Source organism: Streptomyces sp. bgisy100 (assembly GCF_057709105.1).
This window is the reverse complement of the sequence record NZ_JBYITE010000033.1, coordinates 40,214-66,103: the sequence shown is the minus strand read 5'-3', so window position 1 is coordinate 66,103 and position 25,890 is coordinate 40,214. Positions and strand designations below refer to the sequence as shown.

Annotated in this window: 25 protein-coding genes; 9 read left to right on the top strand and 16 right to left on the bottom strand. The window is 71.0% G+C overall.

Annotated elements, in window-relative coordinates; genetic code table 11:
• Positions 1 to 348 precede the first annotated feature (348 nt).
• Together AC3EQ1_RS21475 and AC3EQ1_RS21470 are read right to left on the bottom strand one after the other, a co-directional pair.
• On the bottom strand, positions 349 to 1,239 hold the full coding sequence (locus AC3EQ1_RS21475; RefSeq protein WP_432095963.1) for a hypothetical protein: 891 nt from the start codon (positions 1,237 to 1,239) through the stop codon (positions 349 to 351).
• Positions 1,240 to 1,382: 143 nt separating this feature from the next.
• Entirely contained in the window at positions 1,383 to 2,582 is a 1,200-nt protein-coding gene (locus AC3EQ1_RS21470) for an ROK family transcriptional regulator (protein WP_432095962.1), read from the bottom strand.
• Between the two features lie 56 nt (positions 2,583 to 2,638).
• Between AC3EQ1_RS21470 and AC3EQ1_RS21465 the strand changes: the two genes are divergently transcribed.
• Positions 2,639 to 3,766 carry a Gfo/Idh/MocA family protein gene (locus tag AC3EQ1_RS21465; RefSeq protein WP_432095961.1) on the top strand — a complete coding sequence of 376 codons (1,128 nt, stop codon included), beginning with the start codon at positions 2,639 to 2,641 and terminating at the stop codon, positions 3,764 to 3,766.
• A complete protein-coding gene (locus tag AC3EQ1_RS21460) occupies positions 3,766 to 4,332 on the top strand; it encodes a heme-degrading domain-containing protein (protein WP_432095960.1) in 567 nt (188 codons plus the stop codon). The genes AC3EQ1_RS21465 and AC3EQ1_RS21460 overlap by 1 nt, the downstream gene beginning before the upstream one ends.
• A gap of 281 nt (positions 4,333 to 4,613) precedes the next feature.
• On the opposite strand, the gene AC3EQ1_RS21455 is transcribed toward AC3EQ1_RS21460, so the two are convergent.
• Positions 4,614 to 6,161 carry a monooxygenase gene (locus AC3EQ1_RS21455; RefSeq protein WP_432095959.1) on the bottom strand — a complete coding sequence of 516 codons (1,548 nt, stop codon included), beginning with the start codon at positions 6,159 to 6,161 and terminating at the stop codon, positions 4,614 to 4,616.
• 65 nt (positions 6,162 to 6,226) lie between these two features.
• Between AC3EQ1_RS21455 and AC3EQ1_RS21450 the strand changes: the two genes are divergently transcribed.
• On the top strand, positions 6,227 to 6,889 hold the full coding sequence (locus AC3EQ1_RS21450) for a TetR/AcrR family transcriptional regulator (protein ID WP_432095958.1): 663 nt from the start codon (positions 6,227 to 6,229) through the stop codon (positions 6,887 to 6,889).
• Positions 6,890 to 7,298: 409 nt separating this feature from the next.
• Here the strand turns inward: AC3EQ1_RS21450 and AC3EQ1_RS21445 are convergent, their stop codons facing one another.
• The gene (locus AC3EQ1_RS21445; RefSeq protein ID WP_432095976.1) at positions 7,299 to 8,246 is read right to left on the bottom strand and encodes a helix-turn-helix domain-containing protein; all 948 of its coding nucleotides are present in this window, start codon (positions 8,244 to 8,246) and stop codon (positions 7,299 to 7,301) included.
• A 201-nt stretch (positions 8,247 to 8,447) separates the two neighbouring features.
• On the opposite strand from AC3EQ1_RS21445, the gene AC3EQ1_RS21440 reads away from it, so the two are divergent.
• The gene (locus AC3EQ1_RS21440) at positions 8,448 to 9,323 is read left to right on the top strand and encodes an oxidoreductase (protein WP_432095957.1); all 876 of its coding nucleotides are present in this window, start codon (positions 8,448 to 8,450) and stop codon (positions 9,321 to 9,323) included.
• Positions 9,324 to 9,555: 232 nt separating this feature from the next.
• Here AC3EQ1_RS21440 and AC3EQ1_RS21435 read toward each other — a convergent pair whose 3' ends face one another.
• From AC3EQ1_RS21435 to AC3EQ1_RS21415, 5 genes are all read right to left on the bottom strand, one after another.
• On the bottom strand, positions 9,556 to 10,341 hold the full coding sequence (locus AC3EQ1_RS21435; protein WP_432095956.1) for a YidC/Oxa1 family membrane protein insertase: 786 nt from the start codon (positions 10,339 to 10,341) through the stop codon (positions 9,556 to 9,558).
• Between the two features lie 128 nt (positions 10,342 to 10,469).
• Complete coding sequence (locus AC3EQ1_RS21430) at positions 10,470 to 10,751, bottom strand: DUF6412 domain-containing protein (protein WP_432095975.1); 282 nt, start codon at positions 10,749 to 10,751, stop codon at positions 10,470 to 10,472.
• 191 nt (positions 10,752 to 10,942) lie between these two features.
• Entirely contained in the window at positions 10,943 to 12,460 is a 1,518-nt protein-coding gene (locus AC3EQ1_RS21425; RefSeq protein ID WP_432095955.1) for a sodium:solute symporter family protein, read from the bottom strand.
• Entirely contained in the window at positions 12,457 to 12,645 is a 189-nt protein-coding gene (locus AC3EQ1_RS21420) for a DUF3311 domain-containing protein (RefSeq protein ID WP_351511647.1), read from the bottom strand. The genes AC3EQ1_RS21425 and AC3EQ1_RS21420 overlap by 4 nt, the downstream gene beginning before the upstream one ends.
• A gap of 11 nt (positions 12,646 to 12,656) precedes the next feature.
• Positions 12,657 to 13,514, bottom strand: coding sequence for a class E sortase (locus AC3EQ1_RS21415; RefSeq protein ID WP_432095954.1), 858 nt, complete (start codon positions 13,512 to 13,514; stop codon positions 12,657 to 12,659).
• 196 nt (positions 13,515 to 13,710) lie between these two features.
• On the opposite strand from AC3EQ1_RS21415, the gene AC3EQ1_RS21410 reads away from it, so the two are divergent.
• From AC3EQ1_RS21410 to AC3EQ1_RS21400, 3 genes are all read left to right on the top strand, one after another.
• Positions 13,711 to 14,715, top strand: a complete 1,005-nt coding sequence (locus AC3EQ1_RS21410; RefSeq protein WP_432095953.1) for an SEC-C metal-binding domain-containing protein — start codon at positions 13,711 to 13,713, stop codon at positions 14,713 to 14,715.
• 331 nt (positions 14,716 to 15,046) lie between these two features.
• Positions 15,047 to 15,523, top strand: coding sequence for an OsmC family protein (locus AC3EQ1_RS21405; protein WP_432095952.1), 477 nt, complete (start codon positions 15,047 to 15,049; stop codon positions 15,521 to 15,523).
• A 108-nt stretch (positions 15,524 to 15,631) separates the two neighbouring features.
• Positions 15,632 to 16,111, top strand: coding sequence for a very short patch repair endonuclease (locus AC3EQ1_RS21400; protein WP_432095951.1), 480 nt, complete (start codon positions 15,632 to 15,634; stop codon positions 16,109 to 16,111).
• Here the strand turns inward: AC3EQ1_RS21400 and AC3EQ1_RS21395 are convergent.
• The 5 genes from AC3EQ1_RS21395 to AC3EQ1_RS21375 form a co-directional block, all read right to left on the bottom strand.
• Complete coding sequence (locus AC3EQ1_RS21395) at positions 16,043 to 17,311, bottom strand: DNA cytosine methyltransferase (protein ID WP_432095950.1); 1,269 nt, start codon at positions 17,309 to 17,311, stop codon at positions 16,043 to 16,045. The two genes, AC3EQ1_RS21400 and AC3EQ1_RS21395, sit on opposite strands and share 69 nt — an antisense overlap.
• Positions 17,312 to 17,367: 56 nt before the next feature.
• Positions 17,368 to 18,300 (bottom strand): protein NO VEIN domain-containing protein, encoded by a 933-nt coding sequence (locus AC3EQ1_RS21390; protein WP_432095949.1) that lies wholly within the window; start codon positions 18,298 to 18,300, stop codon positions 17,368 to 17,370.
• A gap of 19 nt (positions 18,301 to 18,319) precedes the next feature.
• Positions 18,320 to 20,149 carry a DEAD/DEAH box helicase gene (locus tag AC3EQ1_RS21385; protein WP_432095948.1) on the bottom strand — a complete coding sequence of 610 codons (1,830 nt, stop codon included), beginning with the start codon at positions 20,147 to 20,149 and terminating at the stop codon, positions 18,320 to 18,322.
• Positions 20,146 to 21,561 carry a transcriptional regulator gene (locus AC3EQ1_RS21380; RefSeq protein WP_432095947.1) on the bottom strand — a complete coding sequence of 472 codons (1,416 nt, stop codon included), beginning with the start codon at positions 21,559 to 21,561 and terminating at the stop codon, positions 20,146 to 20,148. The genes AC3EQ1_RS21385 and AC3EQ1_RS21380 overlap by 4 nt, the downstream gene beginning before the upstream one ends.
• A gap of 208 nt (positions 21,562 to 21,769) precedes the next feature.
• The gene (locus AC3EQ1_RS21375; protein WP_432095974.1) at positions 21,770 to 22,453 is read right to left on the bottom strand and encodes a hypothetical protein; all 684 of its coding nucleotides are present in this window, start codon (positions 22,451 to 22,453) and stop codon (positions 21,770 to 21,772) included.
• A 236-nt stretch (positions 22,454 to 22,689) separates the two neighbouring features.
• Here AC3EQ1_RS21375 and AC3EQ1_RS21370 point away from each other — a divergent pair, with 236 nt between their 5' ends.
• Positions 22,690 to 23,583 (top strand): hypothetical protein, encoded by an 894-nt coding sequence (locus AC3EQ1_RS21370; protein WP_432095946.1) that lies wholly within the window; start codon positions 22,690 to 22,692, stop codon positions 23,581 to 23,583.
• A gap of 397 nt (positions 23,584 to 23,980) precedes the next feature.
• Here the strand turns inward: AC3EQ1_RS21370 and AC3EQ1_RS21365 are convergent, their stop codons facing one another.
• Both AC3EQ1_RS21365 and AC3EQ1_RS21360 read right to left on the bottom strand, forming a co-directional pair.
• Positions 23,981 to 24,661, bottom strand: coding sequence for an ATP-binding protein (locus AC3EQ1_RS21365; protein WP_432095945.1), 681 nt, complete (start codon positions 24,659 to 24,661; stop codon positions 23,981 to 23,983).
• Positions 24,658 to 24,894 carry a hypothetical protein gene (locus AC3EQ1_RS21360; RefSeq protein ID WP_432095944.1) on the bottom strand — a complete coding sequence of 79 codons (237 nt, stop codon included), beginning with the start codon at positions 24,892 to 24,894 and terminating at the stop codon, positions 24,658 to 24,660. The genes AC3EQ1_RS21365 and AC3EQ1_RS21360 overlap by 4 nt, the downstream gene beginning before the upstream one ends.
• Before the next feature lie 141 nt (positions 24,895 to 25,035).
• On the opposite strand from AC3EQ1_RS21360, the gene AC3EQ1_RS21355 reads away from it, so the two are divergent.
• Positions 25,036 to 25,803, top strand: coding sequence for a GntR family transcriptional regulator (locus AC3EQ1_RS21355; RefSeq protein ID WP_432095943.1), 768 nt, complete (start codon positions 25,036 to 25,038; stop codon positions 25,801 to 25,803).
• Positions 25,804 to 25,890 lie beyond the last annotated feature (87 nt).

Genomic DNA, 25,890 nt, shown 5'->3' with positions numbered 1-25,890 from the left:
TGCTGCCGGTGCTGGGGCCTGCCGGCGGCACCGCGCTGTGCCCGCCGACGCCCACAGCCTAGGCCAGGTGGCGGGTATCGCGGCCGGGCGGTCGTTCGCGGGGTTCCTGGGGCGGGGCCGACCCTCGTCGCTGGGTCATCGGGGCACGGGCGGACGGGCGTCCCCGGCCGCGCCGGGTCATCGGGACGGGCGGGCGGCCGTCCCCAGCCGCGCGGAGCCGCCGCCCCTGGCCGCGCGGAGCCGCCGCCCCTGGCCGCGCAGGGGTCCGGTCCGCGGGTCGCGCAGGGGTCCGGTCCGCGGGTCGCGCAGGGGTCCGGTCCGCGGACAGGCGGCCCGGAAGCGCCGTGGTCAGCGCGACCGGCGGCGGGCCAGTGCCAGCAGGAGCGCGCCGCCGGCGAGGCAGACCCCGGCGCCGGCCGCGATCCAGCGCAGCGACGTCTGTCCGGTACGGGCGAGCTCCCGTCCGGCCTCGGCGGCGGGCAGCGGCCGTTCCGGTTGGGCCTCGTCCCCCTTGGACTCCCGGCCGGGCTCCCGGCGCTCCGGGAGATCCGAGGCGCTGGGGGCGGGGGACGGCCGGTGCTCCTTCTCGTGGCTCTCCGGACGGTCCGGCCGCAGGCCCGTCGTGCCGTCCGCGCCGCGGATGGCGAACTCGTAGTCGTTGGACTCGCCGACCCAGTCCCCGTCGTCGGCGCGGCGCTGCACCGTGGCGACGTTGACCCGCACCCGGTCCTCGCCGGTCTCCGCGGAGAACCGCATCCGCACCTGCACGGTCAGGGTCCGGCGCGCGGGCACGGCGAAGCCCCGGAAGCCGTCGCCGTCCTCGAACACCGCGATCTGCTCGTCCTGGTCGGTGGTCTCGAAGGTGACGGGCCGCCACTCCCGCTGCCCCGGGTCGTAGAACTCCAGGTCGATGCGGTCGCGGTCGAGGACGCGCCGGTGGTCCACCAGGACGGCGACCGGATGGACGTCCCGGCACGGCACGGTCGTGGTGTTCCGCAGGTCCAGGTTCCAGGTCTGCCAGTCGCCGCCCGCCGAGTAGGTGTCCGGGCCGCCGTGGATCCGGGTCTCGATGGGGAAGTCGGGGCTCTTGGGGTCCCCGCAGTACGGCTGCGGGCCCCGCCCGGACGCCCGGTCGTGCGGCGGCCGGTCCGCCTGCGCCGCGCCGGCGGGCCCGAGAAGCACCAGGACCGGGGCGAGGGCGGCCGTTGCGGCTCCGGCGAGGACTGTGCGCAGACGCATGGGGCACCTTCGAGGTTCGCGCGGCCGGCCGCGGGGCCGGCCGGTCGGGTTCGACCGGTACCGGCAGGACCCTGCCACCCGCGCCCGCCCGGTCGGCCGCACCACGGCGGGGGCGGCCGGGCCCGGCGGCGAATCCCCCTCGATCAGCCCACGATCTCCTGATCCGATGGGGTGGTGAGCGTTTCGGCAGGTCCGGGCCGCGCCGCCGCGTGGCCGAAGAGCGGGGCGAGGACCAGCTGCGCCGCCCCGTGCACGACGGTGTGTTCGCCGGCGGGCGCCACGGCGACCGGCACCGGACGGCCCGCGCGGCCGGCGGCTCCCTCGCGGGCGGCGCGTTCGGCGAGCACCGCGCCCACGCCGGTGACGAACACCTCGGGGGCGGCCACCACGGTGCGGCCACCGAGCAGCACCCGGTCGATGTCGAGCAGCCCGACGAGGTTGGCGGCTCCGGTGCCCAGGGCCCGGGCCGCGGCCGGGGTGTCGCCGCGCGCCACGGCGGCCAGGCAGAGCGCCTCGATGCAGCCGTGGTCGCCGCAGCCGCACCGGGGGCCGTCGAGCTGGATCACCTGATGGCCGAACTCCCCTGCCCCGGTGCGGCTTCCGCGGTGGAGCCCGCCGCCGAGCACCAGTCCGGCGCCCAGGCCGGTGCCGAGGTGGACATAGGCGAACGAGGGCGCGGCGGAGCCCGGGTCGGAGTGCGGCGCGGCGGCGAGGGCGAGCCCCAGTGCGGCGGCGTTGGTGTCCTTGTCGAGGACGACGGGCAGCCCCAGACGTTCGGCGAGGGCCGCCCTCAGCGGGTAGCCGTCCCACTGCGGAAATCCGGTGACCCGGCCCAGGACGCCCGTCCGGTGGTCCAGCGGCCCGGGGCAGGCGACGCCGACGCCGAGTACCGGTCCGACGCCGGGCACCGGTCCGACGCCGGTCCCTTGCAACAGCGCCCGCACCTCCGCCGCCGCCCCGTCCACCACCGCGGCAGCGTCCGCGCCGAAGTCGAACGGGACGGTGCGGACGGCCAGCGGCTCGCCGGTCAGGTCGGTGAGCACGGCCGTCAGCTCGTCGCGGTCCAGGTGCAGCCCCACCGCGCCGCGCGCCCCGCGGACCAGCCGCAGCACCGTGCGCGGCTTGCCGCCCGTCGACGCGCGCTGCCCGGCCTCGGCCGCCAGGCCCGCCTCCCGCAGCCGTGCCGTGATCTTGCTGACCGCCTGCGGGGTGAGCCCGGTGCTCTCGGCGAGCTCCAGCCGGCTGATGCCGGCCGCGCCCGCCGTGCGCAGCAGATCGAGCACGAGCGCGGCGTTGTGGCTGCGCAACGCGGGAAGGTTGGCTCCGGAGTGTCCCCTGTTCACTCCCCCATTCTCGCTGCCGCTTGCTCTTTGGCAACAGCGTTGCTTAAGTGAGCGGCATGACTGGCAGCGACATGACCGGCCCCGGCACCCCCTTCCGCGTCGGCCTGATCGGTTACGGACTCGCGGGCTCGGTGTTCCACGCCCCGCTGATCGCCGCGACCGACGGTCTGGCCCTGGACACCGTGGTCACCACGGATCCCGAGCGCCGCGCCGCGGCGGCGGCCGAGCACCCCGGGGTGCGCTTCGCGGCCTCGCCGGACGAGCTCCTGACCCGCGCGGACGAGCTGGATCTGATCGTCATCGCCTCGCCCAACCGCACCCATGTGCCGCTCGCCGCCGCGGCCCTGCGCGCCGGCCTCCCGGTGGTCGTGGACAAGCCGCTGGCCGCCACCGCCGCCGAGGCGCGGGAACTGGCGGCCCTCGCCGAGGAGCGCGGCCTGCTGCTCTCCGTCTTCCAGAACCGGCGCTGGGACAACGACTTCCGCACCCTCCGCGCACTGATCGACGACGGCGCGCTGGGCGAGGTCCACCGCTTCGAGTCCCGCTTCGAACGGTGGCGGCCGCGCCCCAAGGGCGGCTGGCGGGAGTCCGGCGACCCGGCGGAGATCGGCGGGCTCCTGTACGACCTGGGGAGTCATGTCGTCGATCAGGCGCTGGTGCTGTTCGGCCCGGCCGTCCGCGTCTACGCCGAGTCCGACGTCCGGCGGCCCGGCGCGGAGGCGGACGACGACACGTTCATCGCCGTCACCCATGCCTCCGGTGTCCGCTCCCATCTGTGGGTGAGCGCGTTCACCGCGCGGCTCGGCCCGCGGTTCCGGGCCCTCGGCAGCACCGCCGGGTACGTCAAGTACGGGCTCGACCCGCAGGAGGCCGCGCTGCGCGAGGGGCTGCGGCCGGGCACCGCGCCCGGCTGGGGCGAGGAACCGGAAGCCCTGTGGGGAGTACTGGGTGCCGGGGCACCGGACCTCGCCGCGGGAGAGTCCCCGGCGACCGGCGGTGGCACCCCGGTCCGCACCCGGCCCGGCGACTACCCTGCCTACTGCGCGGGCATCGCCGCCGCCCTGCGCGACGGCACCCCGCCGCCGGTCACGGCACACGAGGCCGCGGCCGCCCTGGACGTCCTGGAAGCAGCGCGCGTCTCGGCCCGCGAGGGCCGGACGGTCGGCATCGGAGCGGAGGCATGATGGGGGCAGAACGAGGCAGCCAGGTCGCGCCCGGCGGCACGGCGCGGGACGGCGGTCCCGCGGTGACCCCGGCGGAGGAGGCCGCGGCGCTCATCCCGCAGCTCGAGGCCCAGGAACGGCGCCTGGTGCTGCGGAGCTTCACCCACGAGGACGCCTGGCACCTGGGGTCGATGCTGGTGGAGCTGGCCCGGCTGCGCGAGGCTCCGGTGGCCGTGGACATCCGCCGCGGGGCGCAGCAGGTCTTCCACGCCGCCCTGCCGCGCTCCTCCGCGGACAACGACGCCTGGATCGACCGCAAGCGCCGGGTCGTCGAGCGGTACGCCGAGAGTTCGTACCTGGTCGGGGCGCGGTTCCGGGCGAAGGGGACGACGTTCGAGGCGGCCTCCCGGCTGGACCCGGACCGCTTTGCCGCGCACGGCGGTTCGTTCCCCGTTCTCGTCCAGGACGCGGGCGTCATCGGCTCGGTGACGGTGTCCGGGCTGCCGCAGGCCGATGACCACGCGCTGGTGGTCGAGGCGCTGGAACGCTTCCTCGCCGCGGGGCGCACGGAGTCCGCGACGCACTGATGCCGCGTGCCGCGCGAAGCCCGCGGCCCATCGAGTGACCGTGTTCCCGCCCGGTGCCCGCAGGGGCCGGGCGGGAACGGCACGTTCGGGGCGGGAACGGCGTGTTCGGGGCGGGGACGGCGGGCTCGGGTCGCGGACGGGGAGAGCTCCGGCCGGGGACGAGGGTCTCGGGTCGGGGACGGCGAGCTCCCCACCGGGGGCGGCGGGCCCCCGGTGGGCGGCGGGCTCCCAACGGTGGACCGGCATCCTGACGGCCGCGCCCAGCATGAACCGCCCCGCCGTCAGGACGGCTTCCCGGCCCAGGCGGTCAGCGCCTCGGCCCGCTCGTCCCGGCGCTCGCCGACGGCGGTGCGGCGCGTCGCCCAGGCGATGTGGCCGTCGGGGCGTACGAGGATCTCGGTCACCCCCGCCAGGTCCGGGTGATCGTCGCGTGCGGTGACGGTGACGGCGGTGACGCGCGAGCCCCACCCGGGCCGCACGGCCGCGCCGGACTCCGGGTCGCCGGCGAGGTCGAGGTGGACGAACCGGCCCGCGGGCATCAGGTCGTAGACCCGTGTCGCGTCCGACCCGGCGGCGGTCAGCCCGATGTCGGGCATCCGGCGCCCCACCAGCGGGTCGGCCCCGGGTGTCGTGGCGGGATAGACGGTGCCGAGGCCGGAGACCCGGGCGGCGAGCCGGCGGTTGACCTCCGTCATGCCCAGGAGCTCGTCGAAGAGCGCCCGCAGGGCCAGCGCGGGGCGCCGGTACTGCTCGACGAACGTCAACTCCGCGAGCAGCGCCTGGACCTCGGTGTTATCCGTGACCGCCCGGCCGACCGGGTTGCGCTCGGCGTCATAGCTGTCCAGCAGCCCGGGCGGCGCCCATCCCGCCACCGTTGCGGCCAGCTTCCAGCCGAGGTTCATGGCGTCCTGGAGGCCGGTGTTGAGCCCCTGGCCACCGGAAGGAAAGTGGACGTGCGCGGCGTCGCCCGCGAGCAGGATGCGGCCGGAGCGGTACCGCTCGGCGAGCCGGGTGGCGTTGCCGAAGCGGGACAGCCAACGGGGCTCGGCGACACCGCAGTCGGAGCCGCAGAGCCGGACCAGCGACGCCCGGAACTCCTCCAGGGTGACGGGCTCCCGGGCCGGGGCCCGCATCCGCTCCGGATCGACGTAGACCAGCCGGGTCGGCCCGTCCTCCAGCGGTGCGATCAGCACGCCCCGGGACCGGAGGGCGTCGAGGGCCGCCGGGTCCGGGTCGAACACCGCGAAGTCGCCGAGCACGCCGGTGAAGGTCTCGTCGGTGCCGGGGAAGCCGATCCCGGCGGCCTCCCGCACCGCGCTGCGGGCACCGTCGCACCCGACGAGGTACCGGGCGCGGAGGGTCTCAGTGCGGCGGAGGGTCTCGGTGCCGCGGGGGGTCTCGGTGCCGCCGGGCCCGCGCACCTCCGCCTCGACCCCGTCGTCGTCCTGGCGTACGGCCACCACCTCGTGACCGCGCAGGATCTCCACGCCCAGTTCGGCCGCCCGCTCCGCCAACAGGGCCTCGGTGCGCGCCTGGGCGAGGAACAGCGTGTAGGCGTGCCGGGAGTCCAGTGCGGAGAAGTCCAGGCGGGTGGGGAGTGCGGAGAAGTGCCAGCCGGGCACGGTGCGGCCGAGCGGGAGGAACCGGTCGAGCAGGCCGCGCTGGTCCATCAGCTCCACGCTGCGCGCGTGCAGGGTCAACGCCCGCGAGTTCCGGTGCGGTTCGGCCCGGCGTTCCAGGACACGGGTCCGCACCCCGGCCAGGGCCAGTTCGCAGGCGAGCATCAGCCCGGTCGGTCCCGCCCCGGTGACGATCACGTCGATGTCCATCGAAGGCATCCTCCCCCAAATAGTGAACAGCGTTCACGTGAACGATGTTCACTATACTGACGCCCATGAGCTCCCCGTCAATCCCCGCCCGCGGCCGGCCGTCCCGCCTGGACCGGGCACGGACCGTGCAGACGGCCCTCGACCTGCTGAACCAGTCGGGCCTCGACGCCCTGACCATGCGGCGGCTCGCCGACGCGATGGGTGTTCAGGCCGGTGCGCTGTACCGCTACTTCGCCACCAAACAGGACCTGCTGACGGCGATGGCCGAGCGCATGATGGACGGCGCCACGGACGCGGCCACGGCGGCGGACGACGGCGACTGGGCCGGGCAGCTGACCGCCCTGGCCCGCGCGATGCGCACGGCCCTGCTCTCCCACCGCGACGGCGCCCGGGTGTTCGCCGGGACGCACTCCAACGGGGAGAACACCCTCGGCTTCGCCGACGCGCTCGTGGGCGTCCTGCGGGACGCGGGCTTCCCCGACGACGACGCGGCATTGGCCCTCTACACGGTGGCCAACTACACCGTGGGCCACACCCTGGAGGAACAGGCCGCCCGCCAACCGGGGCACGGCGGGCCCGCGGACCCCGGCGTCCTGCGGGACGCGGTGACGGCCGGTGCGTATCCCCACCTCAGCGCCACCCTCCCCACCCTCACCGGCCAGGACTTCACCCGGCTCTTCGAGTTCGGGCTCGGGCTGCTCGTGGCGGGGCTGCGGGCGCGGCACTGAGGCGGGCCGTGGGCGGGGCCATGGGGACGGGACAACGAGGGCAGGTCGGCCCGCGTCCCGCGCATGGTCCGGGAGTGGCCGAGGCCCGGATCCGGGCGGGCACCGCGGGATCCGGGCGTACGACCCACCGGGGGGGGTGGTGGCCCATGGCGTGACCGCGACGACGGACACGGACGACGGAACAGCCCCTCAGGCGGCCCCCGACTCCTGTCGTGCCACCACGACGAGAGCCTTGCGCCGGAACATTCGTCCCGGTCCGCATGGGAACCAGCATCTCGGCCCGACGGCGGGAAGTCGTTAGCACTCCGTCCACACGTCACTGCGCATTGCGTGCACCCGCACCCCGTTGCAGGGCCCGGACGGAGGAGGCCGGACACGTGCGTCCATCACCGCCACCCGTCCGTCACCGTCACCCCTCCACCGTGCGTACGTCCCACGACCGCCCCCCGACGCCCTCGACATCGGCATCGGCATCGGCATCGGCATCGGCAACAGTGGCGGCAGTGGCACCCGTGGCCGCCCAGCCCGCGAGGAACCGCAGGGCCTCCGCGGAGCGGGATTCCGGCTCGGCGGTGTAGACGATCATCGTCTGGTCGGCGTCGTCCCCCACCGTCAGCGTCTGGAACTCCAGCTCCAGAGGGCCCGCCAGCGGGTGCCGGAACGCCTTGCGGCCGAACGCCCTGGTCCGCACCCGCTGGTCGGCCCACCAGCGGCGGAAGTCGGGGTCCTTGACGGACAGTTCGCCGACGAGGGCGGCCAGCAGCGGATCGTCGGCGTAGCGGGCGGCGTCCATCCGCAGGTAGGCCACGCACTCGCGGGCCGCCGTGGGCCAGTCCGCGTACAGCGCCCGGAACCCGGGGCACAGGAAGGCCAGCCGTACGAGGTTGCGTTCGGCATCCGGGAGCGCCCCGAAGTCGCCGAGCAGGGCCGCCGCGAGGGGGTTCCAGGCGAGGACGTCCAGCCGTCGCCCGAGCACGATCGCGGGCATCTCCCGGAGTCCGTCGAGGAGTTGCCTGGTCTGCGGGCGGACGTGCGGGCCGCCGGTCCGGGGCGCTGCCGTCCGCCGGGCGGGACCGGCGATCCGCAGCAGATAGGACCGTTCGTCGTCGGCCAGCCGCAGGGCGGTGGCGAGCGACTCCAGGACGGCCGGGGAGACGTTCGTCGTCCGGCCCTGTTCCACCCGCACCAGGTAGTCGACGCTGACGTTCGCCAGCTGTGCCAGCTCCTCGCGGCGCAGGCCGGGAACGCGCCGGACCCGGCCGTCGTCGGGGAGCCCCACGTCGGCGGGAGAGACGCGCGACCGGCAGGCGCGCAGGAATCCGGCGAGCGGGGCACTGGTCTCAGGGCGGGCGTCCATGGCCATGCGCCCCATTGTGGGCCGGTGGACGGCCCGTTGCCTGGTACTGCCGGACCCAGGGAGGGCGGTACCCGGGGATGTCCGGTCCCCGGATGGTCCGTCCCTGGTGGCGCCTGCCGCCGCCCCCGCAGGGTGGCGTGGACGGCAGGGGGCGTTTCCCCTGCTCCACCGCCCCGGCAGGGGCTCTCACCGAGGAGCACCATGACCATCTGGTTCATCACCGGCGCTTCCCGCGGCTTCGGGCTGGAGATCGCCCGGCAGGCGCTCGCGCAGGGCGACCGCGTCGTGGCCACCGCCCGTGATCCGCGCGCCGTGGAGGCGGCGCTGCCCGGGAACTCCGGCCGGCTGCTCGCCCTCGCGCTGGACGTCACCGACACCGGCCGGGCCGCGGAGGCCGTCGCCGCCGCGGTCGACCGGTTCGGCGGGATCGACGTCCTGGTGAACAACGCCGGCCGGGGCCTGCTCGGCGCCGTCGAGGAGACCAGTGACGCGGAGGCCCGCGCGATCTTCGACATCAACGTCTTCGGGCTGCTGGCCGTGACCCGCGCCGTGCTGCCCGTCATGCGGCGCCGGGGCAGCGGACGGATCATCAACCTCAGCTCCGTGGGCGGCTTCGTGAGCTGGGCCGGCTCCGGTCTGTACTGCGCGACGAAGTTCGCCGTGGAGGCGCTGACGGAGAGCCTGCGGATCGAGGCGGCGCCGTTCGGGGTGCAGGTCACGGCCGTCGAACCGGGCCCGTTCCGCACGGACTTCCTCGACCCCAGTTCGCTGCACCGCACGGCGGCGGTCCTCGACGCCTACGCGACGAGCTCCGGCGCGCTGCGCACCTGGGCGGACGACACCAACCACGGCCAGGCGGGCGACCCGGTGAAGGGCGCCGCGGCCGTCCTCCTGCTCGCCGCCACCGCCGAACCGCCGACCCGGCTCCCTCTCGGCGCCGCCACGGTGACCGACATCGAGGACAAGCTCGCGCGGGTCGCCCGGGAGGTCGATGCCTGGCGCGAGGTGGCCAGGAGCACCGACTTCCCGGCGGGCGAGGGCAGCGGACCGACGGGCGAACTGCCGTGCGCGGTGTGACGGCGGGCCGGTCCGCCGGGCCGTCCCGCGACAGCGCGTGGGGGGCGGCCCCGGGTGACGTATGGGACGCGCACCACAACAGCGCGTGGGGCGCGTTCCCGGGCGGCACGTGCGGCGCGCTCCACGACAGCGCGTGGGGCGAGTTCTCCGACAGTCCGTTGGGCACGTTCCCCGACAGCGCGTGGGGCGCCTAGTCCGTGGGGCGCTTCCCTGGGAGGCCGTCCGCCGCCCCCTACCCGACGACGGCGGCGGTAGCCGGCGCCGCCTCCGTGCGGCCCCGGTACAGCCAGGCCCGTTCGGCAGCGCTCCAGGCCGTGGTGGTGGCCAGGTAGAGCCCGGCGGCCAGCGGGACGACGGCGGCGGTGATCAGGGTGCCGAACGACAGCAGCGGCATGACCTTGGCCACCCCCGCCATACCGGGCAGCGCCTCCGGTTCCGCGGAGGCCTTCCGGGACGCCCCGGCGGTACGGTTCGCGGCCGTGGCTGCCGCCGCCGCTGCCGCGGCCTTCCGGCCCCGGGTGTAGTTCCAGCCGGCCACCGCGGCGATCACGGCGAACAGCCCCAGGTAGACCAATCCGTGCGCCCCGGCTACGCCCCCGTCGGCCAGCGCGTCGGACCACCGGCCGCCGAGCGGCGCACCGAGCAGGGTGTGGTCGAGCAGCCCGCTGCCGCGGCTGGTGAACAGGTGGTACATCAGGACGAACACGGGCAGTTGGAGCAGCGTCGGCAGGCAGCCGGCCACCGGCGAGGTGCCGGTCTCGGCCTGCAGTTCGGCCACTGCGGCGCGCAGTTTCTCGGGGTCGCTTCCGTGCTTCTTCTTCAGCTCGGCGACGCGCGGCGCGAGCGCGCTGCGGGCCTTCTCGCCACGCGCCGCGGCCCGGGCGAGCGGGTGCAGCGCGAGCCGTACGCACAGGGTGAACAGGACGATGGCGGCGGCCGTCGCCGAGCTGCCGAAGAACGGGGCGAGCGCGTCGGCGACACGGGAGAGAAGCGCACCGAGGGATGCGAAGACGGACATGGTTGAGCCCTCCACGGGGTCTCGTCGTGCCGGGATGAGGATTCGGCGTGACGAGCCGCGCGGGCCCTGCGGTCCAGGGTTCAGCGAGCCCGAAGGGGGCTGTTGCGGGTCCCGGGTCCGGGGAGCACCTACGCGGCCGTCAGGAGGGGACGGCCGGGTGCTCGCGGCCGGGGGCGGCCGGAGGCGTCGGGATCTCGCTGGGGAAGGAAGGCGGTACGGCGTTCGCGGTCCCGGATCGCCGTACGGATACGGGTCCGTGGCACCGGCGGTGCCGACCGGGCGGCCCAGAGCGTGCAGGCCAGCAGCGCGGCGCTGACGGCCGCGGTGGCAGCGAGGGTGACGGCGCCGCCGAGACCGCTCTCGGCGAGCAGGATTTCGGTCAGCAGGAAGAGGAGCACGTTGAGGTGCATGCGCACCGATCCGAGTGGACGGATCACATGGCCCCTTCATGTCTCTGGCGTCGGCACCGGCTCTCCGTCGGTATGCGGCGCCGGTGTCCTTCCCCGCGATGCTAACCGGCCGCCGGGCGGGAGCGGTAGGAGATCCGTGCCACGCCGGCCGCGGACCCGAAGCACCGGCGCAGGCGCCCTCCCCCGTACCGTCACCCCGACGCCGCCACCACCCGGTCGTCGCCGCCACTGCCCAGGTCCTCGCGGTCGCTGGCCAGGACCTCGGAGTCGGGCCGCTCGTCCGTCCCCCGCGGGCCGAGGAACGTCACCAGCAGCGCCACCCCCAGGTTCACCGCGAGGGCGACGATCCCGGCGTTCACGCCCCACACGGGGTCGTGCCCGGTGAAGACCAGCCCGCACACCACGGCGACACCCACGGCGAGCCCGCTCACCGCCCCGGCGAGGGTCAGCCGCCGCCACACCAGCCCGAGCAGCAGCATGGGGACGAGCTGCGCCATGCCCTCGTACGAGATCAGCGACAGCCGCACCAGCGTGTTGGGCGCGACATACGTCATCACCAGGGCCAGCGCTCCCGCGATCACCACGACCGTCTGCGAGGCGGCCTTCTCCCGCCGCCCGCGGACCGACGGAATCAGCGACAGCACGCTCCGCCCCCACATCGTGCCGATGACCAGCATGAACACCGCCATCGGCACGATCGACGACAGCGCCGCCGCCACCCCGACGAGGCCGACCGCCCAGGCCGGGAGGGCGTCGACGATCAGCTTGAACAGGGCCAGGTTGGAGTCGGCCCCGGCCAGGCCCGGCACCACGAACGCCGCCGCCAGCCCGAGCAGCATCGGTACGAACAGCAGCACGTTGTAGGAGGGGAGCCAGATGGCGTTGCGCCGCAGCGCGTCGGCGTTCCGGGCGCCCAGGTAGCCGGCCACGGTCGTCGGGAAGATCACCACGGTGAGGGCGTTGAGCAGCGAGGTCGTGATGAACCACCCCTCCCCCAGCCCGCCGGAGTCGTGCCCGGGCAGCGTCAGCCAGGCGCGCTTCTCCTCGACCGCCCGGTGCAGCAGCTCCCCGTAGCCGTCGAAGTAGTGCAGCGGCACATAGCCGGCGAGGAACCCGAGGGTCAGGATGACCAGCACGTCCTTCAGTACCGACACCCACGCGCTGCCGCGCAGCCCGCTCACCACGACGAAGCCGGTGGTCACTGCGAAGGCCAGGAAGTACGCCCAGTTCAGCGAGATGGCCCCGTAGGAGATCGTCGAGACGACGACGCCCATGCCGGTGATCTGCAGCTGGATGTACGGCAGCAGGAAGACGGTGGCGAGCACGGCGACGGCGGCGCCGAGCCAGCGGCTGCCGAACCGGTGCGCCACGATGTCCGTGATGCCCACCAGCCCGTGCTTCCGGGCGTACGTCCAGAGCATCGGGCCGACGACGTAGCCGAGGGCGTAGCCGCAGGACATGTACGCGATGACGTACAGGACGGGCGCGCCGAAGTTGTACCCCCAGCCCGCGGCGCCGAGGTAGCTGAAGCTGGTGTAGCCCTCGCCGGCCATCAGCACCCAGATGAAGACCGGCCCCAGGCTGCGCCCGCCCACGGACCATTCGGCGAGCCCGCCGCCGCGGCCCCGGCCGCGGACGGCGAGCAGGCCGAGGGCGACGGTGAGGACCATGAAGGCGGCGAAGACGGAGGTGGCGACGGCGGCGTTCACCGGCGGTCCCCCCGCCAGGCGAGCCATACGGCGACGGGTGTCGCGACGGTCGCGGCGAACAGCCACACCATCAGGAACGGCACCCCGGCCACCAGGGGCTCCACCCGGTTCGCCCAGGGCAGGACCCCGAGGTAGAGCACGAACGGCACCAGCAGCCACAGCAGATGAGGACGTCGTCGGAACACGGCGTACGACCTTACTCCGCGCCCCGTCCCTCCTCCGCGCCCCGCACCCGGACACTCGCCAGCCGCCCCCAGACGACGAGCCGGTAGCGCGAGGTGTATTCGGGGGTGCAGGTGGTGAGCGTGAGGTAGTACCCCGGCTCGCGGTATCCCCGGCCCGGGTGGACGGAGCTGCGGGGCACCGCGCCGAGCACGGCGGAGTCGCGGGCGGAGGTCTGCGGCAGCGTCTTCTCGATCACGTAGGCGAACCGGGCCTCGGCGGTCTCGACGGTGACCCGGTCGCCCGCCCGCAGCAGGTCGAGCCGGCGGAACGGCTCCCCGTGGGTGTTCCGGTGCCCGGCGAGCGCGAAGTTCCCGGCCTCCCCGGGCCGGGCGGTGCGCGGATAGTGCCCGACGTACCCCCGGTCCAGCACCCCGGCCTTGCCGGTGCCCTCCGCGACGGGCACGGTCACGCCGATCCGGGGGATCCGCAGCACGGCGTACGCCCGGTCCCAGCGGGGCGCCCGCGGCCGGCCCGCCGCCGGGCTCCCCGGCGTCCCCCGGCCCGCTTCCGCCCGGCCGGGCGCCCGGGGCTCCTCCCGGTCGGTCCCCTCCCGGCCGGAGGACGCCCCGGGCCCGGTGCCGGCGGCGTCCGCACCGGCCCGGCCGGCCGCCGAGCCACGGGCCCACTCCCGTTCCAGTGCCCGCACCTGCCGCTCGGCGCCCTCCCGGGCCTGCCGGTTGGTCCACCACAGCTGGTGGGCGACGAGCAGCAGCACCAGCACCCCCAGGGTCACCGCCGTCTCGGCCGCACCCCACAGCCCCCGCGCGAGCAGGAGCCGCGCCCTTCCCCGCCGCTGTCGCCGGACCACGACCGGCACCCGACCGCGCACCCCGACCACCTCCCGGCCACCTCCCCGGCCGCCGCGGACCGCCGCCGTGGACAAGGACCACGGACAAGGGCCACGGGCAGCGCCACGGACGAGGGCCGCACGATAGGGCCTTCCCCGCCAACCCACCAGGGGCGACGGCGCGGGAACGGCCCCCGCCGGAGGGGTCGCTGTCGGCGGACGGCAGTACGGTGGGCCCATGCCCTCCGACACCCCCGCCCAGCACGCGTCCGAAGCCGAGCGCCTGGAGCGCATCGCGGTGCAGTACCCCGAGGACAACGAACAGGTGCTCCTGCGCGCCGCCGCCCACCGCGAGCTGGCCGGCGACCGCCCCGGAGCCACCGCCCTCTACGACCGGCTCCTCTCCGACGAGCCCCGGAACCCGCCCCTGATCAAGGCCCTCAAGGCGGCGAACCTCTGGGAGTACGGGCACGAGGCCGAGGCCCGCGCCATCATCGACGGCATCCGCGCCGCCGCCCCGCGGGACTCCGCGCCCTGGGAGATCATCGCCGAGGCCCTGGAGACCCACGACGACCTCCAGGCCGCCCACGACTGCTTCACCACGGGCGCCACGCTCCTGATCGACGGCAGCGAAGTCCCGTACGAGGCACGCCTCCTGCTGGTCGGCCGCCATCGCGTCCGCCGCATGCTGGGCACGCCCCACGACGAGTGGGACACCCTCGCCGACACCCTGCACGCCGGGGACATCTCCCTCGACGAGCTCCACAACCCCAAGCGCCTCTGGGCCCTCGGCTCGGACGACCCGACCGAGCTCCGCGCCGAAATCGCCCGCCTCCGCGCGGAGCTGGGCGAGCGCCGCGCGGCCCTCTCCCGCCCGTTCCCGGTGGCCGTGCTGCACTGGCCCGCCTCGGAGCTGGCCGAACTCCTCGCGGCCTACCCCTCCATCGCCGCCGAGTACCCCTCCCACGCCGAGCACGTGGCCGGCGTGGAGTCCGCCCTCCGCGAGCTGGCCTCCACCGGCGCGGAGAACTTCGGCATCGTCACCGGCACCGTCCCCTCCTTCGAGGCCTTCGCCGCCGCCGAACAGACCTCCCCCGACGACCCGTCGCTCCTCCCCGAATACACCACCTCCATGGCCGCCCGCGGCCGCGCCACCCCCTGGCCCCCGGCCCGCAACGCCCCCTGCTGGTGCGGGTCGGGACTGCCGTACGGGGGGTGCCACGGGGGGTCGACCGAGGGGTGACGCTCCGGCCCCGGACGTGACGACGCCGGCCCGGGTGTGAGGCCCCTGGCGGGGCGTGCGTGCCCGGGGATATGCGGCCTCCCGTCGGGCCTCATCGGACGTGTTCCGGCCCCGGCGGGCAGGGGTGCACCTACCGGACCGGGGTGCACCTCCGCACCGGCCCGCCCGCAGCACGAACCGTGACGACGCCGGGGTGCCTCCCCACCGGACCTCCCAGGCCGGGAGGCCGCCCATTCGGGAGACCGTCCATCCGAGGCCGCCCGGGCCGGCCCGGCGGGCGTCCATCCAGCCCGTCCCGACCCGTCCCGACCGACCCGAAAGGCGACCCACCATGCCGAGGACCCACGACTACGACGTCACCATCACCTGGACGGGCAACCGCGGCACAGGCACGAGCGGCTACCGCGCCTTCGACCGGGACCACGAGATCACCGCCCCCGGCCTCCCGCCCATCCCAGGCAGCTCGGACCCCGCGTTCCGCGGTGACGCCTCCCGCTGGAACCCGGAACAGAGCCTCACCGCGTCCCTCTCCCAGTGCCACATGCTGTGGTACCTGCACCTCTGCGCGGTCGCGGGCGTCGTCGTCACCGACTACACGGACGAGGCCCACGGCACCATGGCCGAAACCCCGGACGGCGGCGGCCACTTCACCGAGGTCGTCCTCCGCCCCCGCGTCACGGTCACCTCCCCGGAGATGATCGACAAGGCCACCGACCTCCACGCGGCAGCGAACGAGAAGTGCTTCATAGCCCGCTCGGTGAACTTCCCGGTCCGACACGAGCCGGTGGTGGGGGTGGCGGGGAGCTGACACGGGGCACGTGCCGAGGGCCCCGTCACCGCTGCTGACGGGGCTGGCAGAGGCCATCCCTGTACTGCTGTTGGGCCCTGCCGTGCCCCCGTGGCTAGTCTGGGAGTGATGCCGACCGAGGACCCGAGTCAGATGCAATCAGCCGCGTGGCAGCCACCCGAAGGATCATGGGCGTCCTCGGCTGCCAGACGCCGCAATATGCAGGCCATCCGCAGCCGTGACACCAAACCTGAATGGCTGATCCGGCAACTTGTACACGCTCAGGGTCTTCGCTACCGGGTCAGCGCCAAGCCCTTGCGCGATCTTCGCAGGACGGCAGATATGGTCTTCCGCCCCGCGAAAGTCGCGGTCTTCATTGACGGGTGCTACTGGCATGGCTGCCCCGAGCACTATGTGTCACCGAAGACAAATCCAGGCTACTGGTCAGACAAAGTCACCCGGAATGTCACCCGTGACCGGGACACAGATCATCGGCTGACCGAGGCGGGATGGCTTGTACTCCGCTTCTGGGAGCATGAGTCACCTGACGAGTGCGCCCTCACGATCAGCAGCATTGTCCGCGAACGCCGGAGCCAGCTCAGCCTCTGAGGTCTCGCTGACAGAAACGGATTCCTTCTGCGGCACAGCGGCCCCACGGTCCGCTGCCCTGCGCGCGGCCATGAGCACCTGCGCAATCGATTCACCCACTGCCTTGGCGACGGGCGGGGGAAAGGCATTTCCGACCTGGCGATACTGGGCCGTCTTCCCGCCTTCGAACTTCCAGCCACGCGGGAATCCCTGAATGATCGCCGCCTGCTCAACCGTGAGCATCGGCCCGTCTGGGCGGAGGAAGTCCCGCTCCGGAAAACATGCTTTGACGTCATTGGCTACGCCCATCGGATCGACGCCCAGTGCCCGCCAGGCCGCCTTCGCGCGGCTGGGACCCAGGTCAGCGCCGCCATGCTTCTTGGAGCCACCTACGAGCGTGGGCGCCACGCTGTCTGCCTTCGTCGCGTCGCCCAGCCACTTGTCGTACGCGTTCTGAGCACGATCGGCGAGTTCCGGGTGATCACGCTTCAGCGACTCCAGACGCTCCGCCATGGAGATTCCAAGAGCCTTGGCGACCGTGATCTGCTCGGCGCTTACGCCCGTAGGCCACTCGTACTTCACACCCTCAAGAGCCGCGAGTTCCAGGATGTCTTTCCTGATCGCAACCAAAAGAGCCCGAGGCCTGAGCTGCGGAACGCCGAAATCGCACGCCTCCAGCAGATCCCACTCGCATACTTGGTAGCCATGCCCACCGGGATAGCGACCATCATCCTCTAGGTCACTCTCAATGCGCCCGCGATACCCATCGAACTTGGAGTCAAGAATTCCGCGAACATTCTCAATCATGACGGCTTTGGGCTGAAGCTGCTGAACAATGTCAAGCATCCGCGGAAAGAGGTCACGGTCGTCATCTTCGCCCAGCTGCTTTCCAGCATGCGAAAACGGCGGGCACGGGACTCCGCCAGCCAACAGGTCGAGTTCCCTCGGCTCAAGAACTCCGCCATCTCCATCTGAATCGCCCCGGCGCAGGGCAGTCATGGTGCGCCGCGTATCAAACTTCTTTACCAGATCTTCTTCCAGAACCTCACAGCCGCCCCATTCATCCACGCCTTCGACATTGGCGCGCAGGGTACGGCAGGCGAACTTATCGATCTCGACAAGCGCCAGATGCTTGAACATGGCCTGGTGCAGACCGACCGCCTGACCGCCAGCTCCCGCGCAGATCTCGATCGAGGTCAGCGAACGCTCGCTGGAGCTCATGGGCCTCTCCTGTACGAAGTACTCGGCCCCGCCCGTCGAGGCCTCGATCATTCAAGTCAGGCCCATAGCTTCGCACGAGCGCCGGCACGCTCACTGGGTAGTCCACCCCATTGTTCAGCGGCAGTGTCCCAGACTGCCACAGATGTGCCCATACCAGTCAATCCACAGTCAAGTGGATGACGGTATCGCAACGTTGCTCTCTGGCACCCTGAGCGGTCCAGGAGGGGCCTCTCATCAGCTCCTGCTCGGATCCCCTCCAGAAGCGCCACAGGAGGAACGGCCAACCGCACCGACTCCCATCGCCCCCGCTCGTTCTGATCCTCGGGCACTGCTGACGCCAGCCAAGCCCTGCGCACCGTTGCCACAGCAGCCGCTTCACCTCCGGCGTCCACCAGTACGGCAACCATGCTCCACTCAGGATCGGCCCGCATGGTCTCGTACTCGTGCCGGGTGAGGTGCACGACCAGCCGGTCCGCACCAACCGTTGCCTTCACTTCTAGGTGCACGGAGAGCCCTCCGGGCACCGATACCTCAATGTCGTAGCCGAAGCGGTCAGAGACGGCCGCTACATGACGGACTTGGCAGCCTGCGGCGCGCAGCAACGCAAGGATGGCCAGTTCCCCGGCCAGCCCAGTCCGTCGGCGCTTTTCCGGATCTGCCTCACCGTGACCAGCCAGGTGCAGGCCGGCCAGGGGGTGCCACTCCAGGCCGAGCCCTCTCGCAGCAGTCCACGCCTCATCGCATAACGCGTCGGCGTCCACTCCGCCTGCGGCTGCCGCCTTCTGCCACCCCAAGATCAACGGCTCAAGCGTTCGCAGACACTCCTCCAGAACCGGACGCCCGTCGGGCCCCAGCAGCCCAGAGCGGCGCAGCCAGGCGAGCGCATCCGCGTACTGCACGGGAGCGAGGTCGGCATAGCGCCGTTGATGGGTGAAGAGCGCCCGGGCGCGGCTGACGTCCTCCGTACGCAGGTGCGTCAGCCAGCGCATGGCCGCACGGAGCGTGCCGTTACCGGGCAGCGACCGCATCAATGTGCCGGAGCAGGGCGCGTACGTCAGTAGAGTCCATACATCCTGCCACTGACGGCTCTTCCTGGAGATCGGCGAGCTGCTGCACCGAAGGGTCGTCGAGGATCTGCCCCATGAATTCGAGCTTCTCCTCCAGGCGCAGTGCCACGACCTCATCGATGGTGCCTTCTGAGGCGAGCACGGTCACCCGGGTCTCAGTCCCAGGCTTCAGGCCGAGCCGGTGAATGCGGTCCAGGCTCTGCAGGAAGCGGCCCGCCATGAAGTCGCGGTCCACGTAAACGGCGTCGTGACAATCGTGGTGCAGACTGATGCCTTCCCCAAGCGTGGCCGGATTGGACAGCAGCACCCAGCAGTCCGGGTCACTACGGAACCGGTCGAGCTGCTCCTCTCGGTCGGGTGTTCCGCCGTGCACGACGGCGGGCTGGTACGGGCTGAACAACTGCTCCAGGGTGTTCAGGCTCCTGACGAAGGTCGTCCAGACCAGGGTCTTCCGACCTCGCCGCGCATTCTCGGCAACGATGCTGAGCGCTTCCTTGTACTTCGGCGAGAGCTCGTACTTCGGGAGGTCACCCAGGAGCGAGTACAGCGATTCATTCTCCGGAATCTGCAACGGCGGCACCTGATAGGACAGCGGTTCGTGCCGAGTGCTGCCTTCCGTCAGGAGCGCTGGGCTCGTCGCTGCCATCAGCAGACGCAGCATCGCCTTCCCCAGGGCATCAAAATCAGACCGCGACGCTTCTGCCCGAGTGGTGAAACGGCCGACCAGCGCGTCATACACCTCGCGGTGCAGAGGCGGCATCGCGACGTACCGGATCTTTGTCTCGAAGGGCGGCAGCCCCAACTCATGCTTAGTGGTGCGGGTGAAGAGCGGGCGCAGCACTGTACTGGCGTGTGCCAGGTCGCCGCCCGCTACCGCGCTCGTAACCACCCTCCGGCCGTGGCCCGGCCAGACGAAAGACAGCAAGTTCTCCAGATCCCGCGCACCGTTGGGCGCGGGAGTTCCGGTCAGGATGAGTCGCCGCCGGCTGAGCGGGCCGAGCGCCATACAAGCACTGCCATAGATCCCACGCGCTCCCAGCTTCATCCGGTGGGCTTCATCCAGAACGACCATCGACGGGGCAGCGCGCAGCCACGAGGCGAGCATGGGCAATGAGCGGTCCAGACGCTCATAGTTCACAATCAAGAGCTCGGTACCCGGCTCAGGTGTGCCTCGCTCCATCACCCAGGCCGGAAGCGGCTCTTTGAAGCAAAGTTCGTTCTCGTTCAGCCAGGACTCATATGCCGACTTCGGACTCACCACCAGCAGTCGGCGCGCCTCCCGCCGCTCCCGCAGCGCGGCGAAGACGGCGAGGGCTACGCGGGTCTTTCCGGCGCCTGGAACGCTGAAGTTCGCACCGTGTTGCAGAGAGAGCAGTTGAGCGATGTCGCGTCGCTGGAAGCCCGTCAGGTCAGCGCTCCAGTCGGTTCCCAGCAGGGTGTCGACGTCATCGGAGGTGACCTCAGTGCTCCCCGAGCCGTCAGCTAGACGCAGCTCTGCCGCTTCAGCGTCATCAAGCACACCACCGACCAGCTCGGCCAGCGCCTCTTCCCACTGGACATCGTCTGAAGGCCAGGAACCAAGGGCATCGAGCCCGACAAGGAAGTCATCCAGGTCGATTTCCGCTGACAGGCGTTCCCGGTGGCCGCTCGCGGGGAAGCGGGACACCAGCCGGGCCAGGTCCCGCTGGAACTCCGGGACCGTCCGCAGCACTGCCTTAGTGCGCGTAACGTCAAATTCGATCCGCAGTGAGGGACCCTCGAGCTCGGTCACTGGTCCGCCTGCCCCGCCGCGTCGAGCAGCCAGCTCACGCCATCCCCGGGTTCCTCAATGCTGCGAGCCGACTCAACGGCCAGCTTCTGGAGACTGCCCCGCAGCTTCAGCACGGCCTCATCGAAGGCCTCTTCATCGAGGCTCCTTGACGCACGGGCCAGGACCAGGTCAGTTACGGCCTGCTCAATGTCCTGGCACGCATCGAAGATGCGGTCCGGAGCGGCCTGCTTCCGCTTACGCAGCCGAGCATCACGGCCGGCGGGCTCCAGCGCGTCTTCCACCGCCTGCCGGGCATCCCGGTATGTACGAACGGCCTGCTTGCCCTCGTCCGTCGGCTCCAGGCGCTCGGTGCTGCTGACTGCCCTCGCCCTGAGGATGACGTCGGTAAGACGCTTAGCCTCCTCAACTTTCGCGTCCGCCCCCTTGACAGAACGCCCGAGACCGGGAATTGAAACTGCCGCACTCGCGACCTGAGGCGATTTCAGGCTCTCTGGCAGTCGGGTCTCCAGGTATCGCGTCCGGAAGTCCGGCTCAATGAGACGAATATCCGTCTTGGAGAACTTCAGCGCAATCGCGGCGAGCCGCATCTCCTTCAGAATCTCAGCCTGCTCCTTGTTGACCAGCGACTCCTTCACATACCGCCGGTAGAGCTCGGCAAGCTTCTCTTTTGCCTCCTCGAAATCGAGGAGCCTCAACTGCGCCTCCCCATCCCGGCTCCGGTCAATCAAGTCCGTCAGGCATTCGAGCACCCAGAGGTCACGCTTGCACGTCTTGACCTGCACCCGGAAGTCATGGGCGATCTTGTCCAGCGGCCTCCCCTGGAGGTGCTGCTCTTCCATGGCCAGCAGGTGATTAATGTAGGAATAGTCCCGTCGGTGATCCTTGCGGAGTTGGAGGGAGAGCTCAACAGCGTTGATGTCCTCCCAGGTGCAGGACTCAGGCAGTACACCGACCCGAATATTCGGGTTCCCGAGCTCCTTGAGGGCAGCCCGACGCGTATTTCCATTGACGAGGATCCCGTCACGGGTGATCAGGCCGGGTTCGTTCTGTTGGAAGTCCCGCAGACTTTTCAGAAGTTCATCGAATTCCGGATCATGATCATTCGGGTTCGACGGCATGGCCTGGAGAAGCTGATGCAGGTACTCCTGGCTCTCTGCGCTCCACGGATCCTCGTCGAGCTTCCGGTCACTCGCCGGGTCGTGGCTGCGCTGCGCCCGGATGCGATGGGTGTTGGGGTTGTAGTAAAGGGCATCAACGGGCATGTCGATCACTTCGATGTGCTCCGGTTTGCCTCTCCACTCGATCGTGAGAGTTTCCTTCACGCCGGCCGTCTTCGCGGCCTCCTCCAGCCGTTCCTTGACCGTGGCTTCGTTGTCCACAGCCCGCGGGGGGCGCCCAATGTTCGAACTCATGAGATGGCTCCTTGAAGTATGTCGAGTGGTCAGCTGCACCGGCGGGCCGGACGGACAACTTCGGTGCCATCCGCACGCCCATGGCGTTTGCACATCAGTGCGGAGTGCGTCAGATGCCTCCTGCCGGCGACCAGCGCATGCGGGCCGACCCACCGGTGCAAGCCTTGTGGGTGATGACACGCCGTCCGGCCCGTCATCACCGCGTGCTCTAGGCAGGCTTCAGAGCGTCCCGAATCATCGCCCGGGCTTCTTCCGGTAGCGTCCGGTAGTCCGCCCACAGCTTCTCCAGGGTGCTGAACCCCCGCCGGTCCTCGGCAATCCAGCCGGCCAGGATGCCCTGTTCGATGGTGCCCAGGTGCTGCACACCGTTGAGCACCTCCGTCACGTCTGCCGTGAGTCCCCGCCCGCCGACACGGCAGCGATTGCACTCAGTGATCAGTTCGACCTCGGTGGTCCCATCCGGCCGGATTACCTCGCGACGGGCGATGTCGAGCTGGGCCGCCTCGAAGGTGCCGGCGTAGGGCTGTCCGGGTGCGATCCCGCACGAGCGGCAGAGGTGACCGTCGCGGGAAAAGATCTCCCGGCGCCTCGCTGCAGAGATGGCGTTGCTGGGCTTGGACTTGGTCGCCTTCCCCGGCTCCCAGACCGGCTCCCCCTGCTTCACGAAGCGCTGCTCATTCATGCCGAGGCTCAGATCCTCGCGGCTGGTGTCGATCCGCCAGCCGTAGTCACGGAGGTCCCGCACACGCCGGTCGATCTGCACGGTCTCCGGAAAGGCTTCCCTCAACTGCCCCTTCGTGAAGGTGTTGCCCTCACCGATGACCTCAACAAGCCACAGGGCGGTCCGCTTCATCGTCCCCATCTTCGGGGTCTGCCATGACGGCTGTTCCATGACGCTCGCCTTCCATTCGGATCCCACGCCTGCACCACAGGGCCCTCGCTGAGGCACCCCCTCACCACGAAGGAGCTGCTCCCCCATGGCGTCATCTATCTCAACCTGGCTACGAGGCAGCGCGCTAGAGGTTCGGGCTGTCACCTTGAAGAGGGGACAGCAATGGGTTCCCCCAGCCATTCACGCCCCGGCAGACTCGGAGGTCTCGGAGGTCCCATGGCTGAGATGAGGTGGATGTGCCAAGCAAGGGCGAGATCAAGGAGAACTTCCCGCCCAGCTGTACTCCCGCACAGGTGCAGCTCGTGAAGGCGTTAGGAACGCTCTATCGACAAGTGGACTTGTCTCTGCGGAGCATCGAAGTGGAGGTGCACTACAGCAGGAACTCGATCTCGAAGTACCTGAACGCGAAATCGCCGCCTCCGGTGACCTTCATCGAGAGGTTTCATGGACTCGCGCACAAGCGCGCCCAGGCATCGGGAGGGACAGCCTCGGTCACGCTGTCCGGGCTCCGGGAGCTGCATGCGCGCGCTGCGGTACGCCCCTGCTCGGACTGCCCGTCCATCAGCGTGCCCCGGGAACCGCCCTCCACATCAGAGGATGGTCCGCCCATCAGCGTCGAGGCCCAGCAGATCCAGAAGGCCGCCGATCGTTCCCGTAAGCCGGCTCGCTCACAGGCCAGCAGACACCGGTCGGCGAAGGAGCTGCGCCGCCTGCTCGACCGCCGCCGCTCCGACACGGTGAGCCAATACGTAGCGCCGGTCCCCCTTCAGGACGGGGACCGGCGGCACGACACGAACGGACAGGAGGCTTGGGAGGGGCTGGAAGAGGTGCTCCGTCACCTCAACCGGGGGAACACGCTCGACGCGGCCGAGCTGCTTCGGCACCACGGAACGTCCCTGCCGCCTGAGGAGCTGCCAAAAGCAGTGGCCGCCTGCCGGTCAGCAGGATTCCACGATGCAGCGGAACTCATGCTGAGTTCCGCTGGATTGAGGCACGTGAATGCCGTGCTGAATCTGGCCAGCGCCTTCAACGACCAGCAGCGGCACTCCGATCTTGAGGTACTGCTTCGCGCCGCACGACGCGCTACAGCGTCGCGAGGCACTCGACCGTTTCATGAACACCGACAATAGGAATGATCTCCGTGACCCGTACACAGCCTCGGAGCCGTCGTGGCCCTGGGCGCACCGTTCTCATCGACCTGACGGCATATATCGCGGCGCTGGCAGTCAGCGGCCTGGCGGGGACCGGTGCCGCCATGGCCGCCGGCAGCCTGGCCCCCGGAGTCATGACCGGCGCCGCTGCCACCGTATTGACGTTCGGCGCCTGGTCACGCTTCCGGCAGTCGGCTGACCAGCCCTCCCGGTCGAACCGGCAGGCCCGGGGGCACCTGAAGTACGGGAGTGGTAAGGGGGTGGACTTGCGCATCGAGTGGAGGTCTTCCGGTAGCGGACCCGGGGAGCTGCCCCCGTCGAATCCGTGACAAGCCCAGGGTTGCCACGGAAGGGCTGCTGAACTCTCCCAACCGCATCATCTCGCCGTCGCCTCGGCTTCGAAGTGGACCTGGGCACGGTCGAGGATGTCTTCCGGGTCTCTCCCCTGCGCGGAGAGCCAGTGCAGGAGATCAGTGATCAGTATCGTCGCTGCGTTCTCCAGGACGGAGGTCCATCGCGCCCCGGTTGGGGACAGCCCTCCGCTGTCCCCCCGATAGCTGTCCAGAACTGTCGTCACACGCTGGATGCGACGGCAGTTCTGGTCACTGACCAAGGGCATATCGCACCAGACCATCTTGCCCACCGCGGTGACGGCCGCGCCCCAGCCCACGGAGAGGCCGACGAGCAGATGCAGCCCGCGTCCGCACTCGTCGTCGTCGCCGGCCGGGGCCGCCACGGGCAGTGCAGAGCTGGTGTCGTGCAGTTCCAGACGGAGCAGGGCGTCTTGTGGCTCCATGATCAGAGTTGCCGTAGCGCCCTCACCAACATGCTTGATGACGTTGGTTGCGAGTTCCGTGACCGCTAACTGCACGTCCTCCACCACAGCCGGCATCCCCCACAAGACCAGTTGCGCCCCGACCGCACTTCGGAGTTCCGACACTTCGGCCGGCACAGCTTCGAAGGGCAGCACACAGCGGAGACGAGGCGCGGCGCCGTCACCGTGGTTGATGACCCGCCGGCGGTCATCCGACACCTCATGCCGTTCCGCAGTCGTCACGGCGCCTCCTCTCGGTCGACTTCCACCCACACCTGCTGTCTCCCTTCGGCACACCCGTGCCCATAGCGGTCAGCGCTCACCAGGGCCGCGAGCACAACCCGCCATGCCGACGCGCTCAGCCGGTCCGGGAGTTCGGCGACCACCCGCGTGCCGGTCGCAATGCCCTCGACGCGGGCGGCCATCCCGGTGGCTGCGGTGAGCCGCGAGGCGATGTCGGCCGCGCGTGCCTTCACTGAGCACACGACTCCCCCAAGTACACACGGAGTCACTGAAAGTATTTCTGATGCATCAGACTGCACCTAATGCATTAGCTTGTCAACGCAGCCGAAAGCACCTGTCACGCCCGACCTGTTCGGGCCACCCCGGAGAGCCACATGGCCCAGGAGACGCCGTCGTACATGCGCGTCGCGGACGCCCTACGCCGACGCATCACATCGAGCGAGTGGCAGGTCGGTGACCGCCTCCCCTCCCGCGCGCAACTCGCCCAGGAGTACGAGGTCGGCCCCAACGTCGTGCAGAAGGCTGTTGAGCGCCTGATCATCGAAGGGCTCCTCGAAGGCCGCGCAGGCTCGGGTACATACGTACGCCGCCCTCGCCGGCGGATGCGCATGGTGCGCTCCCACCACCGCGAGCGCCGGGGTGGTTCACCCTTCCAGTCCGACATGCAGGAACACGGCCGACGAGGCACATGGGAATCCCACACCCAGGCGCGAGTTCCGGCGCCGGAACCCATCGCCCAGCGCCTGGCCATCGAACCGGGTGAGCTCTGCGTCAGGACGACTTACGAGTTCCTGTCCGACGGGCAGCCGGTCCAGCTCTCCGAGTCCTGGGAGCCCATGGCCATCACGGGCGAGACCCCGATTGTCCTCCCGGAGATGGGCCCCTACGCAGGCATGGGTGTGGTCGAGCGCATGCGGTCGATTGGCGTGCTCATCGACACGGCGGTCGAGATCCCTCGCCCGTCACGGGCGACACAGGAACAGGCGAACCTGCTCGGCATCAGCCTTGGGGACCTCGTCATGCTGATCGAGCGCACGTACTACGACGGGGACGGGCGCCCTGTGGAGACTGCCGACATCACCGTGCCGGATCTACGGTGGGAGATCGCTTACGAGATCGGCATCGCGCACGCCGGCCGATAGCGAGAATGGCGCGACCAAAGCCGGAGGTCGGCCACCACTCGAGCCCCGTTCGTGAGGAGATGCGATGCACGTCGAAGCCTCAGGCAT